This window comes from Salinicoccus albus DSM 19776 (genome assembly GCF_000385175.1).
Lineage (GTDB): Bacteria > Bacillota > Bacilli > Staphylococcales > Salinicoccaceae > Salinicoccus > Salinicoccus albus.
In genome coordinates this window covers 43,263-59,541 of sequence record NZ_ARQJ01000027.1, presented here as the reverse complement: position 1 = coordinate 59,541, position 16,279 = coordinate 43,263, and the positions used below count along the sequence as shown (strand labels likewise).

Sequence of the window (16,279 nt, the reverse complement as noted above, 5' to 3'; positions counted from 1 at the left end):
ATAAACTGAGGAGGAAGTGTATGCCGTTGTTAAGAGATATTTTTATCAATCTTTCAGAAAATCAATTTCTGAACAATGCAAGTAAGAAAATGGGATTAAAATTTGGTGCCCAAAAAGTGGTTGGAGGCATCACAGTTGAAGAGACGGTTCACAGGATTAAAGACATAAACAATCAGGGTATGAGTGTTACATTTGATAACTTAGGTGAATTTATCACCGATAAAAATGACGCGCGTGAAGCCAAGGAACATATCATCGAAATAATTAGAGCCATCGGTGAAAATGGTTTGAATGCCTCCGGGTCAATTAAACTGACACAGCTCGGACTCAATATCGATCACGACTTCTGTGCAGCAAACGCCAGAGAGATACTTGAAGCTGCAAAAAATGAAAATATTTTCATCAACATCGATATGGAAAATTATGCTTCACATCATGCTACAATCCGGGTTGTTGATTTGATGATGGAGGAATTTGATAATGTCGGCACGGTCCTCCAGTCCTATTTGTTCGATTCCGCTGAAGATGTATATAAATATAAGGACAGAAGACTGCGGCTTGTAAAAGGCGCATATAAAGAGGCGCCGCAAGTTGCCTTCCAGGACAAGAAAGATATCGATAAAGCGTTCGAAAGTCTGATCCGTACCCACCTGACTGAAGGTGAGGGAGTGACATCAATCGCAACACATGACCATAACATCATCCATAATGCCATCGATTTTATCAATGAACATGGAATTCCGGATGACCAGTTTGAATTCCAGATGCTCTACGGTTTCAGAAAAGAATTGCAGAGGGAACTCACTGAGGACGGTTATCATGTTTGTGTCTATGTGCCTACAGGGAATGACTGGTATGCGTATTTTATGCGGAGACTTGCCGAACGGCCGCAAAATATCAACCTCGTACTTAAATCTGTAACCAAAGACCCAATCTTTAAAACAGCCGCTGCAGGCACCGGTGTCGTACTTGCCGGAGCCGCGCTTTACAAACTGATGGCTCGAAAAAAATAAGAATGCCGGAAACCCGGCATTCTTATTTTTTAGTATCTAATTGCAGAAAAAATTGATTTGAAAGCTTTGCGGCATTTCTGACCAGCAGTTTCACTGTATTCGCCATATAATCAGCACCGAAAGTCAAGTGTCCCAAAGCATACATATCGTTAAGCGTCCCGAATTTAGGGCTGATGACGTTGTGGGAATCGTTAACAAGTATCCCGCCGAAACTGTCTTCACCAATGATGAAATGTTCTCGGAGAGCGGCAATGATACCATGATCATCTTCAGAGATCCGTTTTACCGGACCGGTTGCATTGATTATTGTATCCACAGTATACAGATGGAGATCATCACGTACCAAAAACTTGTCCTTTTTCTCTATGTTTCTGATATCATCCACAACATTGATCCTGCCCGTCTCTATCCACCGGACCAGCTCCTCTGCCACTCTGCGGGGCATAGGGGAATGGTTTTCATCGATTAAAGGATGATATTGTTCCATAAACCTTGATTTATCGGACCTGGACAGCTTCAAAAATATATCACTGAAAATTGGATTCAGCCTGATGATCAGATATTGCAGCCTGCCAATTTCATCCGGATGCGCCAGATCATATTTCAGATCTTTCAATGTATCGCCGCTTCTTCGGTAAAACAGCGAAGAGTCAATATGCTGTGTTTCCATTTCTTTTATAAACAGATCGACGATTCCTTCCAGCGGGATTTCATCATTCACAGTCATTCGATCCAGATTTTCCGGGGTAAAATAAACAGGCGTAATATCGAAGCTATTTCCCCTGACCGAAGGCATTTCCCCGCTTCTTGAAAACATATGCACTTTTTCCTCTCCTTTCTCCATAAGCAGATACCTCACACAGTCTATGGCTGATAACCCCGAGCCGAGGATGCCAATTTCCCCTTTTATGTGGTGCAGCGTCTGTTCTACCGGATAGGGATCGTGGATATACCTCGTTTCCCCGGTCAGTTTATATGGGTCGCTGTAATCCAGCTGGCCGATGACCAGAAATACATAATCATATTTTTCCTCTCTGCCGTCATAATATAAAGTGTATAATTGTTCATTAGGTTCAAAAGTCACTGCTTCAATATTACTATGAATCTGTTGTACATTTTCATATGTTTTGACGATCGAAGCCATCAATGCAGATGTATATTCTCCAAACTTCCGGCGGCTCGTAAATGTTTGATACACATACCCTGCCCTAACCAGCCACTCTTTAAAATCTGTGTCATTTTGAGATGCAGACATTTCATCCGCAGGAATATTGAGGAGCAGGCTGTCACTGTCCTGCTGATATGGGCGGCCTTTGCCGAACCTTGATTTGGAATCAAAAATATCTATATGAATATTCTCATTGTAACGCGTATCCTGTACAATATGATTCACTACAGAGATACCCGTGATACCCGCACCGATCACTGCCGTCCGTATAATTTTGTCCATGTAATTATCCTCTCTTTTAAACCGCAACTTATGATATTATTATATATAGAATTTTAACTTTTGCATAACTTTGAGAAACCACCTTTTGGAGGATGCCTTTTGAAAAAATATTTATCTATCGCACTCGGAGCAATAGTAGGGGCGAACTTAAGACTTGGTATTTCTGCTGTCTCTTCTTTTATGGGATTCCCGTTTTTCCTGGGAACATTCCTGGTAAATATGTCAGGCGCTTTTATCGCCGGATTCATTATACATAAGATAAAAAGTCAGGCCGGTCATAAAAGCAATTTCCTGATGACAGGTCTGCTAGGCAGCTTTACAACTTTTTCAATGATGACCTATGAACAATATATGCTGCTGTCTGTCGGTGACTATCCAACATTCTTAATCTATTTTGCAGTCAATTTGGCTGCTGGTGTGCTGCTGGCATCCATCGGTTATCGGATAGGAGGCAGATTTAAATGATTCCATTCATTTCCATGTCGATATTTGCAGCCCTGGGTGCAGTACTCCGGGCTGTCATCACTGACTTGAAGATTTTTCAACAGCCTGACCGCTCTTATGGGACGTTCGCTGTGAATGCCACCGGATCCTTTCTGATGGGGCTGGCTGTGACGATGATTGACCAGGACAGCATTTATTACTTCTCTGTCGTTTTCGGATTTTTAGGGGGGTTCACGACTTATTCTGCTTTCGCATTGGATCAGCTGAAACTGCTTGAGGAGAAAGACTATAAGGGATTGATAAAGCACTCCTTTACGGCACTCTTCTTTTGTCTTGTCGCACTCGCTGCGGGGCTTCTGACAGGGGTTTATGCGGCATAAAAATAAGCGCGCCCAGTTTGGCGGGCGCGCTTATTTCATAATGTCTGCTCTGGAATCCTTGCGGATACGTTCTGTCCCTTTATCTTATTAAGGGTTCAGATTGAAAATTTCTTCAGCAATCTCATCCAGCTGCTTCACCGTATACTGGAATCTGCCATGGAAGACATATTTCAGGAAGAATGCTTCCAGCTCTTCTTCGCCGACAAGCACTTTGACTGATGGATCTGCTGAGTAGTTCGTGATTGAATAATTCCCATTATCTTTTGGATTGAAATAAATCATCGGCACGATGTCATACTCCAATTTCAATACATTCCTGAGCTTTTCTGCAGTAGTTTTCGTTTCATCAATCGTATCGTTGTAATGATTGACAGAAACATTCTTACTATCCGACTTCTCAAAAATGAGTGTCTGTTCTTTTGTTTTATCAAGCTCCAAAAGATCGAAAAACGATTCTGTATAAGGCAGTTCTTCAAAGTTTTCCTCATTGATTCCATGAAGGATATGCCCTCTCCAGTATTTGGAGTCAATCATATAAATGCCCGTTCTTGTCAGTACCAGATGATCGATTTTTCGTGTGTTTGTATAGTTTCTTGACGGGAGATATACATTGGAGAGAATATGCATATCCGTTTCCCTGATTTTTTCATCACGTACGAGACGTTCTTTCAGCTGGATCAGCGACAGATCCGTCAGATATTCACCCTTATCCACAGTAAACTGTCTGAGACTGGACAGTTTGTTATTGAGTAACGTCGTATCCGTGTGGTATTTTTCATTTAAAGTGGATACTTCTTTTTTGTGGTTGAGGCGTTCCTCTTCCTGGTTTGATTCATATTTCTCTATCAATCCTTCCTTCTCCTTGCTATACTCATCAGTAAGCGTATTTATCCTGTTTCTGTTCTTCAGGAAATAGACCAAAAAGGAGACTGCCACAATCAGCAGGACAGCAAGAATTGCAATAACAATTGGATTTGTGAATATCTCTGTGTTCATAACCTTATTCTCAATTCCTTCCACAATTAATAATTTAAATATGCCTTTCAGATAAGGCTTTGTCCATTATAACAAAATTAATTCTATATAAGTGAGGTAAACATGCAATTTTTTATTAATTATAAGTATTTCCCTGCAACCATTAACGAGATTCTGGTATTCTATGATCCTGAATCAATTATCTATTCAAAAAACGCACAAAAAGACGAATATATTTTTGAAGCCGTCTCCCTATATGACGAATTTCCCTTCATTAATAATAAAAACCAGCTTGAGGCTAAACTGAATGTCATCATGATTGACAGCTTCACTGTTTTTCCGAAACAACTGACACCCGAAGACTATAAAAAACAGGCCTACCTGTTTGAAGATGAAATGATTAATCAATTGTGGAAAATCAAACAAAGATGGATGAGGATGCAACCGTAGCAAAGGGTAACAGTAATTGAAATTCAAAAACGACTATTTCATAATTTCTATATGTTCTAGTTTAACTTTTTTAAAATTTATGTTTTAAAGCCCCGCTCCAGGGTAACTGTTTACTGGCTTGCTAGACAGATATAGAAAATAGCAGGTTACTTATTACAATATTTAGGCAAAAAATCTATAGGAGGCTTATTTTATGGAACTGAGAAAATATCTGATGGCAGGCGGCCTCGCTTCCGTATTGGTACTCGGTGCATGCGGTGGCGGCGGCGGTTCTGAAGAAGACACAAGTGAAGATTCAGGCGGCATGGAAGAGGAAACGACTGAAGACACCAGCGAAGACAGCGGTATGTAATTCATAGAATACGAAAATGAGGTGCACCCCCAAAGTTGAACCAAAAATCAACTTCGGGGGTGCTTCTTTATGGGAAAGCATTATTCATTTCACTTTTATATCATTCAGCCTTTTTCGGATCAACTCCGCTTTATCCAAAGCTTCCCACGGGAAGTTTTCTTCTTCCCTGCCGAAATGGCCGTAGCTCGCCGTAGTTTTATAAATGGGTCTTCTTAAATCCAGCATTTCAATAATGCCGTCCGGTGAAAGGTCGAATTCGTCTCTGATGATTGAAGCGATTTCTCCCTCAGTAAATTCTGAAGTGCCGAACATATCTACTGCAATCGATACTGGCTGGTTAAGGCCGATGGCATAGGCAAGCTGAATCTCACATTGATCAGCAATTTTTGCAGCAACGATGTTTTTGGCAATGTATCTGGCAGCGTAGGCTGCTGAACGGTCTACTTTCGTCGGGTCTTTACCGCTGAATGCGCCGCCGCCGTGACGGGCGTATCCGCCGTAAGTATCCACTATGATCTTTCTGCCAGTAAGCCCCGCATCCCCCTGCGGCCCGCCGATGACAAACCTGCCTGTAGGGTTAATGATATACTTCGTTTCCGCATCAAGCAGTTCAGCCGGCACGATTTCATTTATGACATGGTGCTTAATGTCTTCACATATTTTTTCAGTCTTCACGTGGTCATCATGCTGCGTGGAAATGACGACTGAATCTATTCTTTTCACTTTACCCGACTCATCATATTCAACCGTTACCTGCGTCTTACCGTCAGGCCTCAGATACTCCAGGATATTCTCCTTCCGCACCCGGGTCAGCCGTATGGACAGCTTATGCGCGAGGGATATTGGCAGCGGCATCATCTCTTCTGTTTCATTACAGGCAAAACCAAACATCAGCCCCTGGTCCCCTGCGCCGGTGGACACAGCTTCAGCCTCCCTTGTTTCTATCGCATTGTCGACACCCTGTGCGATATCCTGCGACTGTTCGTCGATACCTGTAAGTACTGACATCGTTTTATAATCGTAACCGTATTTCGCATTGGTATAACCAATATCCTGCACCGTACTTCTCACGATTTTAGGAATATCCACGTAAGTTTCAGTGCTGATCTCCCCCACTATCATTGCCATTCCGGTGTTGACAACAGTTTCACATGCCACCCTCGCATGTTCATCGCCCTTTAACATTTCATCCAGAATCGCGTCTGAAATCTGATCCGCAATCTTATCCGGGTGCCCTTCCGTCACCGACTCGGAAGTAAAAAGCCTGCGTTCTGCCATTGATAAAACTCCTTTGATTTTATTAGCCATCTCTTAGTAACAAATAAAAGCCTTTTCCCCGGAAAAGGAAAAAGGCTACGCTTTCCCCCTTATCGATCAGAATAACATCTGCATCCTTTAGCACCTTTCTTTATTGGAAAAGAGGTTGCTGGGCTTCGTCGGGTATGTTCCCTCCACCGGCTCTTGATAAGAGATAACTTAACATATAATATACTAGAATAATGAAGGCAAATCAAGGCGTGGTCGCTTGCAATCATAAATGGTCCAGTGTTTCAGCCAGCTTATAACAACTGTTCTCAGTCGTTAATATTTTTATATACAAGCTGATTTTATCCTGATATGTACTTCGGTAACTGCCGGCATCTATTGTTCCAGATTATCTACAGCATACTGTGCTTCTTCAGCCGTAAACTGTTCTCCATAATCAGATATCAATTGATCATAAATCGCTGAATGAGACATATCCATCATTTCCTGATAACTTATTGCTGACGCCAGGGCATTCTCTTTCCAATCAACCTCAATATTATCAATAGCATACTGGGCAGCTTCCTCCGGGAAATTCCCTCCATATTCAGAGACAAGCTGGTCATAGATTCCTGCTTTTGACATATCCATCATTTCTGCGTATGAATAAGCACTGTTTAATGCAGACTCCCATTCTTTCGGTATATCCTCTTCTTCTGCCATTCCACTTTCTTCTGTAGTTTCTTCGATTGTCCGTTCTTCAGTTTCTTCTTCCACAGTTTCTTCGGTTGTCTGTTCTTCAGTTTCTTCGGTTGTCTGTTCTTCAGTTTCTTCCTCCACAGTTTCTTCAACCGATGCTTCTTCTGAATCTTCTTCAGTTGATTCTTCCCGTTGTTTCAACGCTTCGTTTTCTTCCTCCAGAGATTCCACTTCTCCGGTCAATGTTTCCACTTCCCCGCTCAGGCTTTCATTTTCCTCAGTCAGAGAAGATATTTTTTCATCATTTGCTTCAATGGTTTCATCATCGTCTTCACCCTGTGCTCTGAGAGATTCATTTTCTTCTTTCAATTCTTCTATTTGTCCGTTATCCGCTTCGGCTGTTTCTTCTGCCTCTCCTGAACATGCTGCTAAAAATAGCGTTGCTGTCAGTCCGCCTGCTAACAAATACTTATTCATACCAGCTCTCCTTTTCAATATATTTACATTTATTATATCGTTTTACAGTAAAAATATCTACTTATTTTAAATAAATTGCTTCCCTCCTGAGAAATTTACGAATCGTGGACAATATACTGGAACCAGAGCTTGATTAGAAGTAAATTTATATATAATATACTTTATATAATCATCAGGCGGATTTCCTTGAATTAATATGCCACATCATTTTATAATGTGTTATACTATTTCCTGAAAACGTTATACTCATCAACTACCTACATACTATGGGAGGCATTAATATGGTTAATCATTCCGAGCTGATTCAAAATTTAATTTCAAAAGAAACTGCACAGTTTCAGCTTTCTACTTCTCAGCTTGTAGAAAGCTCCCTCAGAAAAGGTGAAGGCAGGCTGACATCAACCGGTGCCCTAAGGGCTGTGACCGGAGAATACACAGGCAGGAGCCCTAAGGACCGCTTTATCGTGGAAGATGATGTTTCTAGAGATAAAGTGGACTGGGGAGAAGTAAATCAGCCAATTTCAGAGGAGATATTTAATAATCTTTATAAAAAAGTGATTAATCATTTGGATGAAAAAGAAGAAATTTTTATCTTTAACGGCTATGCGGGTGCGGATGAAAATACCAGATTGAATTTAAGGGTAGTCAATGAATTCAGCTGGCACAACATGTTTGCCAGAACGATGTTCATCCGCCCGGGATCCAAGGAGGAAGCTGAAGAAATTTCTCCGCAGTTCACTATCGTTTCTGCACCAGAGTTTAAAGCGGATCCTGCTGTTGACGGTACGAAGTCCCCTACTTTCATCATTGTCTCTCTGGAAAAGGGAATCATTTTGATTGGCGGGACTGAATACGCCGGAGAAATGAAGAAATCCATATTCTCCGTGATGAACTATCTCCTTCCTGAACAGAATGTAATGAGCATGCACTGCTCTGCAAACGTAGGTGAAAATAAGGATGTGGCATTATTCTTTGGACTCTCCGGGACTGGTAAAACGACATTGTCGGCGGACCCTCAGAGAGAACTGATCGGTGATGATGAGCACGGCTGGAATCAAAATGGCGTATTCAACATTGAAGGCGGCTGCTATGCCAAAACGATCAACCTGTCAGAAGAAAAGGAACCTGAAATTTATAAAGCGATTAAATTCGGGTCTGTGCTTGAAAATGTAGTCATTGATGAAGAAGGCACACCGGATTACGATGATGGTTCATTAACTGAAAACACACGTGCCGCTTATCCGCTTGAACATATCGATAATGCACGCATCCCATCGGTTGCCGGGCATCCAAATACGATCATATTCCTGACTGCAGATGCGTTCGGAGTACTGCCGCCGATTTCAAAACTGACGAAATCACAGGCAATGTATCATTTCCTCAGCGGATTCACATCTAAGCTTGCAGGAACAGAAAGAGGTATTACATCACCTCAGCCGGTATTCTCCACATGCTTTGGATCACCCTTTCTGCCGCTTCATGCCACTACCTATGCAAACATGCTGGGCGAATTGATCGATAAACACGGTGTCAGTGTCTATCTTGTCAATACTGGCTGGTCCGGCGGCGAATACGGTGTCGGCAAGCGCATGGATCTTACCTACACACGCTCCATGGTCAGACGGGCTATCAGCGGTGAGCTCGAATTACATTCTTTTGTTGAAGATTCCATCTTCGGTCTGAGCATCCCGACATCTGTTCCCGGTGTCCCGAGCGATATTCTGAACCCGAGAAATACATGGGAATCTTCTGAAGCCTACGATGAGAAAGCCCATAAATTAAAAGAGGCTTTCATCGAAAACTTCAGGAAATTCGATAAATCTTCAGAACAGATTGCCGCCGAAGGCGGATTCAAACTGTAAGTAAAAACAGCACATCAGTGCTGTTTTTTTTATTTATTCGAAAAATTCATGTTTCTTGCTCAAATCATACAAATATCTGATACATGCATCTTCAAGCAGCAAACTTCTTTCTTCATCGGGGACGTCACCTGCTGTTCCATATAAAACCGGTCCGTAGGTTTCCATGTATTCACATTTAAAGAACAGATCTTTTATTTTCACGAAATAGACTGCTTTTGTAAAAGGCTGGGGGCCATGCACCGTATAGCTGCCGATACATTTTAAATCCTCGATGCTCCCCCCGGTTTCCTCAAATACTTCCCTGTGCACCGCTTCCTGCAATGATTCGTGACCGTCGACCTTACCGCCGGGAAATTCAATCCCCCTCACCTGATGATGGGTCATCAGGTATTTTCCATTAAATCTGCAGATCGCAAGCACATGTCTGGCCTCCGGACTGCTGTCAAAATCAAGCGTCACTAATCTATCGTGAAAATCTTTAAATTCAAGCAATTGACCATCTCCAATGTTTGCCTTAATCAGGCCGAACCTTTATCATTGTAATAATAAATTAAATCGTATCATGATTACGATCCGGAGGATTATAATGAAATCCATAATATTGTCCATATTCAAATTTTACCAGAAATACATCTCCCCTGCTTTCCCGCCGAGCTGCCGCTTCGAACCGACTTGTTCCCATTATGGTATAGAAGCGGTCCAGGAACATGGGGCGCTTAAAGGCTCGTATCTAGCGGTCAAGCGTATTTTAAAATGTCATCCCTTCCATCCCGGGGGATACGATCCGGTACCGCTCAATCCGAAAAACTATGAAAATAAAGAGCGGTAGGCAATCTACCGCTCTTTTTCCGCTTCATACACTTCTTTGTTTTTTGCTCGTGAAACTTTACCAGTAGACGTCATAAAGACTTTTTCTGTTTCATGGGTCTCTTTTGGCAGTTTATAGCGTGCCAGACGGTTTTCAAGATGACTTTTGATTTTCCCGGAATCTACGTTTGCACCTTCTTCTGGTTCAAACAGGAGCACAGGCACTTCGCCCCAATTCTTATCTTTCTTCTTGATGACGACCGCCTGACTGATTCCATCCAGCGATTTAACTGCATCTTCTATTTCCTTTGGGTAGATGTTTTCACCGCCTGAGATGATCAGGTCATTTCTGCGATCTAAAATATATAAGTACCCGTCGTCATCGATATAACCAATGTCACCGGTTCTGAAAAACCCGTCTTCTTTTTCCAGTTCGGCATTTACATATCCTTCGGTCACCGCCGGCCCTTTGACTAGAAGCTCTCCGTCCTGATGATGATCAATTTTCAAAGATATATTATCAAGCGGCCGGCCGACAGTCCCTCCCAATATCTTGGGGTCCCGCGGTCCGATTGAAACGATTTGCGAGCAGGTCTCAGTCATGCCGAATGAATTATAAACTGGCAGTCCCCAATCAAGCGCACGTTCCAAAATGTCCATGGTGACGCCCGCACCGCCGAGCAGTATGCCTTCAAGCTTATGATCCATATCATATTTCATCATGCGCTCGAGCATCACGGGTACCATGCTGGTGTGGGTGACTTCATATTGATTTATTTTGTTCCATACTGCCTCAGGATCGAATTTCCGATTGAGCACCATAGTACATCCCCGGATCACTGAGCGCATGAGTATGGAAAACCCTGAAATATGATAAACAGGATTCACGTTCATCCAAATACTGTTTTCATTATAGCTGAAGCGTTTTTCACATCCAAGCGCTGACTCATAATGATTATTGTAGCTCTGCCTTACCGCTTTTGCCCGCCCAGTGGTCCCGGAAGTAAACATGATGGATAGCGTATCTTCACCAATAGTATCATTAATGATTTCCCATGATTCCAACTGCTCCATATCTTCAAATGTATACACCCTGTACTTATCCGAAATGAAATCCGCTGTCGTGAGTACAGTATCGACACCGACATCATTCAGCTGCCTGTCGATTTCGTCACCTGTCAGCCTCAGATTGATCATGACACATTCAATGCCTGCCTGGATACATGCATGAATCAATATCACTGAATTCAGATGATTATCTGCATATAAACCGACTCTGCCCCTCTCAAGAGACGTAAGTTTTTGTGCCAGTGCCAGGGACTGGTCATGGAGTTCACTGAATGTAACAGAATTCTCCTCAAATATAACCGCTTGCTTTTTCGGCAGTGTTTCTGCCTGAATTTGTAACCAGTTGGTTTTCACGTTACGCACCTCACTTAAAAAGCCCATCACTTAAGATGGGCGGATTCTTCGTCTTATGGGAATCTTGGGAATTGGCCAAAATCGGGATCTCTTTTCTCTTTAAATGCTTCTCTGCCCTCTTTAGCCTCATCAGTTGTGTAATATAGGAGTGTTGCATCTCCTGCCATCTGCTGCAGACCGGCCAGTCCGTCTGAATCTGCATTCATGCCCGCCTTCAGAAGACGCAGCGCTGTTGGGGAATGCTGCATCATTTCTTCGCACCATTGAACGGTTTCATCTTCCAATTGATCAAGAGGCACCACTGTGTTCACAAGACCCATGTCCTCTGCCTGCTCTGCATCATATTGTCTGCACAGGAACCAGATCTCCCGCGCTTTTTTGTGCCCGACGATCCGAGCCAGATACCCGGCACCATACCCGGCATCAAAGGAACCGACTTTAGGCCCCGTCTGACCAAATCGTGCGTTATCTGCAGCAATGGTCAGGTCACACACGACGTGAAGTACATGGCCGCCGCCGATTGCATATCCTGAAACCATGGCCACAACAGGTTTGGGGATGACGCGGATCAGACGCTGTAAGTCCAGGACGTTCAACCGGGGTACATCGTCTTCTCCTACATAACCGCCGTGTCCGCGCACCTTTTGGTCTCCGCCTGAACAGAACGCCTTGTCGCCTTCACCGGCAAGTACGATCACAGCAACATTCTGATCGTCTCTGGCCCGGGTGAATGCATCTATCATTTCGTTAACAGTAAGCGGTGTAAATGCATTGCGCACTTCCGGACGATTGATTGTCACTTTTGCTATACCGTTGTAGAATTCATACTTGATTTCCTCATATTCTTTGAGTGTCTGCCATTCTCTTGCCATTATTGCATCCTCCTCTTAAAAATCCTAATACTATTATAGCAAACTTTTTGCGGGCTTCCATATGAATGTTATGTCCTGTGCCGTTTACAATTTTCAGCTGCGGATATGGCAGCAGCTGCGCCATGGATTTGTTTATTTCCTTAAATTTGTCGTCCTTTTCTCCCGCCAGCAGGAGTACCCGCTGGTCGACATGTTTAAGATCTTGCCAATAGGCACGCTGCACACCGGTACCATATTTAATCAGGCTGTCAGCCACTTCAAGCGGATCTTGCGACAGCCGGTTCTCTTTTTGTTTCCGCAGCAGATTCCCGTCAATTTGAGTCTGGGAATCAAATAACCCCATCTGTCCCCATTCCTTGATGAACGTTTCATAATCATCCGTTATATGTGCTGCCCGTCTTTGGTCAATTTCATATCTGACAGCTCTCTCATGCATATTTTCTATGCCCGGAGAGGTGCTTTCAAGCACAGCTGAAAGCACCTTTTTGGGATGATTGATTAAGAATGATATGGCCGTCCGGCCGCCCATCGAATATCCGAGCACATGCACTTTTTCAAGACCCAGTGATTCAGTCAGCGATGCAAGGCCAGCAGACAGCTCATCCATCGTATAATCAATACCGGTACTTCGCGTGCTTCCAAAGCCGGGTAAATCAACCTGTAAAATATTGAAATCAGAAGCCAGATCTTTGCATACTGTGTCCATACTGGACATGTCTGAGATGAACCCATGCATCAGAAGTACAGTTTCCCGCTTATGGTTATTGTTGAATCTGTAGTTAATATCCAATGGACTTCACCATATCCCCGATTTCCGTTTTCATCTGCTGGTGCTGCTTCAGATTTTGTTCTCTGTCGGTTTTTATCTCAATCAGGTTCCTGCCGGCCGCATTGACAAGCCGGCTGTCTATATCTGCGTAGCTGTTGACTTCATGATAGTTGAAATCATACAGAGCAGCGGTATGTCTGAAGTCAAGGTCGAGCGGAGTCCCAAAAAGACGTTCGAAATGATCCTGATTGTCATACTGCGGGAGAAAACTGAATATGCCGCCGCCATTGTTGTTGAATACGATAATGTTGAGATCCACATCTTCAAGTTTCGACATGATCAGACCGTTCATATCATGGTATAGTGCCACATCTCCAATGATCAGTGTCACTTTTTGTTTTGATGCCATACCAAGTGCTGTGGATACTACACCGTCGATACCATTGGCGCCTCGGTTGGCATAAATGGTATGTGTGTTCACTGTATCATATCGTTCCCCGTCCCTGACCGGCATGCTGCTCGAGAGGAAAAAGGAACGCCCGGCTTCAGTATGCTTGAAAATTTCATACGTGCATCTGCCTTCATCAGTATATTGATGGATATTTAAATCGATATGTGATTCTACAGCGGCATCCATATTGGAAAACCAATGCTTGAACCGACGGCCGCCCGGTTTGAATTCAATATTCTTTAATGTTCCCCGGACCTGACCGACAAACGCCTGGTAAGGTGCGATCGGAAAAGTTTTTAAATTTTGATGTTCACTGATGAGGTACTGTGGAATTTCAGTTGCAGACAAAAAACTGTTGACTGCTTTTGAGGTTAACGGGTCTCCAATTCTTAATATATAATCCACATTCTCTTCGATGTATGAGAATTGATCTTCATCAAGTGCATTGAATATCAAATCATGATGCGTCACAGTATTGTGCAATGTTTTCCTGATATGCTGCCTGGGATCAGCAATAACGGCCAGATAATCTTTATCGAGCACAGGTTCGATACCGCTGAGCGTTTCCATCGTCTCTCCGATTAACACAAGCCCTGTACCCGTTAATTCTGTCAAAGCATGGTCTGTCAGCTGGTATTCGGGGCGGACTGCCTTTTCCCTGTAAAACAAGTCGGTTCTTGTTATATCCGGTATCAACGGTTCACGTACAGGCACGTTAATCTGGACCGGCCCCGTTTCATTGCCGTTAAAATATCTGGAACACTGCATAACTTTAGTCCCGATTAGATTCAGCGCTGACTTGTGAGCATCAGCAGGAGGGAGTTCAGTGTAATATTTAACATAATTCCCATACATATTATTCTGATCGATCGACTGCGGTGCACCGACATCCCTCAATTCATGCGGCCGATCTGCTGTTATGGCGATGAGTGGAAGATGACTGAGTTCGGCTTCAGCGATGGCCGGAGTGTAATTAGCCGCAGCTGTTCCGGAAGTACAGATGATACCGACTGGTGAATGGTCCCTTTTGGACAGCCCTAAAGCAAAAAACGCTGCACTCCGCTCATCGGGGTGCACATAAGTTTTAATATGCGGATGTAATTCTGCTGCAATGGCAATCGGTGTTGATCTCGATCCCGGACTGATGACCACTTCATCCACACCATGAGACCAAAGGATATCTACCAGGGTAAATACCTGCTTAGTCAGTAATTCCTGATGATTCATCTCTATTGGCCTCCAGTACATTCAACATAGGTGTGAATTTCACCCTTGTCTCTTCAAACTCTTTTTCACTTGAAGAGCCTTTCACAATGCCGCATCCGGCAAACAATGTCGCGCTTTTTGCCTGTACCAGCATGGAGCGTATGGCTACGACAAATTCGGATTCATTATCTTCATGAATCAATCCAATCGGTGCGGCATACAATCCACGGGTCCCATACTCTTCCGCCATTATATATTCCCTTGCTTTATCTTTTGGCAGGCCGCCGACTGCAGGTGTGGGATGAATGGCGTCCAGCAGTTCAAATACGCCTGTTTTCTCGTTCAAAACTGCTTCAATCGGAGTGTGAAGATGATAAATATACTTGTTTTCCATAATATTGGGGTCGGGAGAATATTTCACCTCATCAGAATAGGGTTCCAAATCACTGACAATGGATTCTCTGACCAGTTCATGTTCATATCTGTTCTTTTCATCTGCCATCAGGAAGGATACTTGTTCCTCATCCCTTGTCACATCACCTGTCCTTTCCGATGAACCGGCGACTGCATTCGTAATCAGGTTATCGTCTTTAACATGAAACAGTTTCTCCGGCGACTTTGAGATGAAAGCCGATTTATTCTTTTCGTAATATACCGTGTAAGTCCCTTCCTCGTCATCCAGCCTCTTTAGAAGGTAGAGCGGTTCCGCCGGGGTTTTAAAAGTGATCAGACGCTGTCTTGCCAGCACCACTTTCCTGAAATCCTCATCATTCAACACATCCACCGCCTGGTCCACAAGCTGTTTCCAGGCGCTTGGGAAAATGTCTTTTTCCATATTGATCTCAGGTTTCTCGGGTGCAGGTGTCTCCGCCGAATCAATCGCCTTTAATTCCGAATGGATATCGGTGAGTATGGACTCAATGTCCACATCCGAAATTCGTATGGAATAGAACAACTCACGGTTCACCAGATCAAACTGCCATTTTGGCAGATGGAATTCAACCATTGCATAGTCATTCCATTCGTCAGTGGTGTCCTTGTCATCAAACCGTGTACCGCCAAACAGGCTCAGCCGGGAGCACATCCCTTCCCTTGCAGAAATATGCTGTATACTCCGATATAATCTATCCTTCTCAATGGATAGTGCTTCTGCAGAATATTTATCTCTTTTAATGGTCTCCAAATACCCTATCCCGACCGAATTATACCTCTCATCTTTCGAGCGAAACCAGTATCTGGAGCCCAGCTCATCGGTGAAATGGGAAAATATTTTCTTCTCATCAATATCCAATTCATCGAATGGTAATTGCAGAGTCAAGTAGGATTTCTCAGAATCCAGCCTGATTTCATCAAGAATTGTTTGATCGGTTTCCAAGTTCATTTACTACACACTTCTTTCTGCATG

The 16,279-nt window shown here is 43.3% G+C and carries 17 protein-coding genes and 1 riboswitch; of the genes, 7 read left to right on the top strand and 10 right to left on the bottom strand.

All coding sequences use genetic code 11. The annotated features are described in order from the left end of the window. Positions 1 to 20 precede the first annotated feature (20 nt). On the top strand, positions 21 to 1,013 hold the full coding sequence (locus G343_RS0107185) for a proline dehydrogenase family protein (protein ID WP_020007450.1): 993 nt from the start codon (positions 21 to 23) through the stop codon (positions 1,011 to 1,013). Between the two features lie 22 nt (positions 1,014 to 1,035). Here G343_RS0107185 and G343_RS0107180 read toward each other — a convergent pair whose 3' ends face one another. After that, on the bottom strand, positions 1,036 to 2,463 hold the full coding sequence (locus tag G343_RS0107180; protein ID WP_020007449.1) for an FAD/NAD(P)-binding protein: 1,428 nt from the start codon (positions 2,461 to 2,463) through the stop codon (positions 1,036 to 1,038). A 99-nt stretch (positions 2,464 to 2,562) separates the two neighbouring features. Between G343_RS0107180 and G343_RS0107175 the strand changes: the two genes are divergently transcribed. Next, positions 2,563 to 2,928 (top strand): fluoride efflux transporter FluC, encoded by a 366-nt coding sequence (locus G343_RS0107175; RefSeq protein WP_020007448.1) that lies wholly within the window; start codon positions 2,563 to 2,565, stop codon positions 2,926 to 2,928. Next, complete coding sequence (locus tag G343_RS0107170) at positions 2,925 to 3,287, top strand: fluoride efflux transporter FluC (protein ID WP_020007447.1); 363 nt, start codon at positions 2,925 to 2,927, stop codon at positions 3,285 to 3,287. Before G343_RS0107175 ends, G343_RS0107170 begins: the two co-directional genes overlap by 4 nt. 87 nt (positions 3,288 to 3,374) lie before the next feature. Here the strand turns inward: G343_RS0107170 and G343_RS0107165 are convergent, their stop codons facing one another. After that, positions 3,375 to 4,283, bottom strand: a complete 909-nt coding sequence (locus G343_RS0107165) for a nuclease-related domain-containing protein (protein ID WP_020007446.1) — start codon at positions 4,281 to 4,283, stop codon at positions 3,375 to 3,377. Between the two features lie 102 nt (positions 4,284 to 4,385). On the opposite strand from G343_RS0107165, the gene G343_RS0107160 reads away from it, so the two are divergent. Both G343_RS0107160 and G343_RS15575 read left to right on the top strand, forming a co-directional pair. Next, a complete protein-coding gene (locus tag G343_RS0107160) occupies positions 4,386 to 4,712 on the top strand; it encodes a hypothetical protein (RefSeq protein ID WP_020007445.1) in 327 nt (108 codons plus the stop codon). A gap of 193 nt (positions 4,713 to 4,905) precedes the next feature. Next, complete coding sequence (locus G343_RS15575; RefSeq protein WP_020007444.1) at positions 4,906 to 5,064, top strand: hypothetical protein; 159 nt, start codon at positions 4,906 to 4,908, stop codon at positions 5,062 to 5,064. 84 nt (positions 5,065 to 5,148) lie between these two features. Here G343_RS15575 and metK read toward each other — a convergent pair whose 3' ends face one another. Beyond that, positions 5,149 to 6,342: a methionine adenosyltransferase gene (gene metK / locus G343_RS0107150; protein ID WP_020007443.1), complete on the bottom strand. Its 1,194-nt coding sequence runs from the start codon at positions 6,340 to 6,342 to the stop codon at positions 5,149 to 5,151. Positions 6,343 to 6,428: 86 nt separating this feature from the next. After that, positions 6,429 to 6,535, bottom strand: a riboswitch (SAM riboswitch). Between the two features lie 170 nt (positions 6,536 to 6,705). Beyond that, positions 6,706 to 7,485 (bottom strand): Ltp family lipoprotein, encoded by a 780-nt coding sequence (locus G343_RS15170; protein ID WP_020007442.1) that lies wholly within the window; start codon positions 7,483 to 7,485, stop codon positions 6,706 to 6,708. 281 nt (positions 7,486 to 7,766) lie between these two features. On the opposite strand from G343_RS15170, the gene pckA reads away from it, so the two are divergent. Beyond that, positions 7,767 to 9,347: a phosphoenolpyruvate carboxykinase (ATP) gene (gene pckA / locus G343_RS0107140; RefSeq protein WP_020007441.1), complete on the top strand. Its 1,581-nt coding sequence runs from the start codon at positions 7,767 to 7,769 to the stop codon at positions 9,345 to 9,347. A 33-nt stretch (positions 9,348 to 9,380) separates the two neighbouring features. On the opposite strand, the gene G343_RS0107135 is transcribed toward pckA, so the two are convergent. Beyond that, positions 9,381 to 9,839 carry an NUDIX domain-containing protein gene (locus tag G343_RS0107135; RefSeq protein WP_020007440.1) on the bottom strand — a complete coding sequence of 153 codons (459 nt, stop codon included), beginning with the start codon at positions 9,837 to 9,839 and terminating at the stop codon, positions 9,381 to 9,383. A gap of 94 nt (positions 9,840 to 9,933) precedes the next feature. Between G343_RS0107135 and yidD the strand changes: the two genes are divergently transcribed. Then, entirely contained in the window at positions 9,934 to 10,176 is a 243-nt protein-coding gene (gene yidD / locus G343_RS0107130; RefSeq protein ID WP_020007439.1) for a membrane protein insertion efficiency factor YidD, read from the top strand. A 5-nt stretch (positions 10,177 to 10,181) separates the two neighbouring features. Here the strand turns inward: yidD and menE are convergent, their stop codons facing one another. From menE to G343_RS0107105, 5 genes are read right to left on the bottom strand one after another with little or no spacing between them, the layout of a single operon-like run. After that, a complete protein-coding gene (gene menE / locus G343_RS0107125) occupies positions 10,182 to 11,576 on the bottom strand; it encodes an o-succinylbenzoate--CoA ligase (protein WP_020007438.1) in 1,395 nt (464 codons plus the stop codon). Positions 11,577 to 11,629: 53 nt separating this feature from the next. Next, a complete protein-coding gene (gene menB, locus G343_RS0107120) occupies positions 11,630 to 12,448 on the bottom strand; it encodes a 1,4-dihydroxy-2-naphthoyl-CoA synthase (RefSeq protein ID WP_020007437.1) in 819 nt (272 codons plus the stop codon). After that, positions 12,414 to 13,238 (bottom strand): 2-succinyl-6-hydroxy-2,4-cyclohexadiene-1-carboxylate synthase, encoded by an 825-nt coding sequence (gene menH / locus G343_RS0107115; protein WP_020007436.1) that lies wholly within the window; start codon positions 13,236 to 13,238, stop codon positions 12,414 to 12,416. The genes menB and menH overlap by 35 nt, the downstream gene beginning before the upstream one ends. Continuing rightward, positions 13,228 to 14,895: a 2-succinyl-5-enolpyruvyl-6-hydroxy-3-cyclohexene-1-carboxylic-acid synthase gene (gene menD / locus G343_RS0107110; protein ID WP_020007435.1), complete on the bottom strand. Its 1,668-nt coding sequence runs from the start codon at positions 14,893 to 14,895 to the stop codon at positions 13,228 to 13,230. Before menD ends, menH begins: the two co-directional genes overlap by 11 nt. Next, positions 14,870 to 16,255, bottom strand: coding sequence for an isochorismate synthase (locus G343_RS0107105; RefSeq protein ID WP_020007434.1), 1,386 nt, complete (start codon positions 16,253 to 16,255; stop codon positions 14,870 to 14,872). Before G343_RS0107105 ends, menD begins: the two co-directional genes overlap by 26 nt. Between the last annotated feature and the right edge of the window lie 24 nt (positions 16,256 to 16,279).

Coding starts and splice junctions, on each gene's coding strand:
- G343_RS0107185 (WP_020007450.1), top strand. CDS start 21: ATGCCGTTGTTAAGAGATATTTTTATCAATCTTTCAGAAAATCAATTT.
- G343_RS0107180 (WP_020007449.1), bottom strand. CDS start 2,463: ATGGACAAAATTATACGGACGGCAGTGATCGGTGCGGGTATCACGGGT.
- G343_RS0107170 (WP_020007447.1), top strand. CDS start 2,925: ATGATTCCATTCATTTCCATGTCGATATTTGCAGCCCTGGGTGCAGTA.
- G343_RS0107165 (WP_020007446.1), bottom strand. CDS start 4,283: ATGAACACAGAGATATTCACAAATCCAATTGTTATTGCAATTCTTGCT.
- G343_RS0107160 (WP_020007445.1), top strand. CDS start 4,386: ATGCAATTTTTTATTAATTATAAGTATTTCCCTGCAACCATTAACGAG.
- G343_RS15575 (WP_020007444.1), top strand. CDS start 4,906: ATGGAACTGAGAAAATATCTGATGGCAGGCGGCCTCGCTTCCGTATTG.
- metK (WP_020007443.1), bottom strand. CDS start 6,342: ATGGCAGAACGCAGGCTTTTTACTTCCGAGTCGGTGACGGAAGGGCAC.
- G343_RS15170 (WP_020007442.1), bottom strand. CDS start 7,485: ATGAATAAGTATTTGTTAGCAGGCGGACTGACAGCAACGCTATTTTTA.
- pckA (WP_020007441.1), top strand. CDS start 7,767: ATGGTTAATCATTCCGAGCTGATTCAAAATTTAATTTCAAAAGAAACT.
- yidD (WP_020007439.1), top strand. CDS start 9,934: ATGAAATCCATAATATTGTCCATATTCAAATTTTACCAGAAATACATC.
- menB (WP_020007437.1), bottom strand. CDS start 12,448: ATGGCAAGAGAATGGCAGACACTCAAAGAATATGAGGAAATCAAGTAT.
- menD (WP_020007435.1), bottom strand. CDS start 14,895: ATGAATCATCAGGAATTACTGACTAAGCAGGTATTTACCCTGGTAGAT.
- G343_RS0107105 (WP_020007434.1), bottom strand. CDS start 16,255: ATGAACTTGGAAACCGATCAAACAATTCTTGATGAAATCAGGCTGGAT.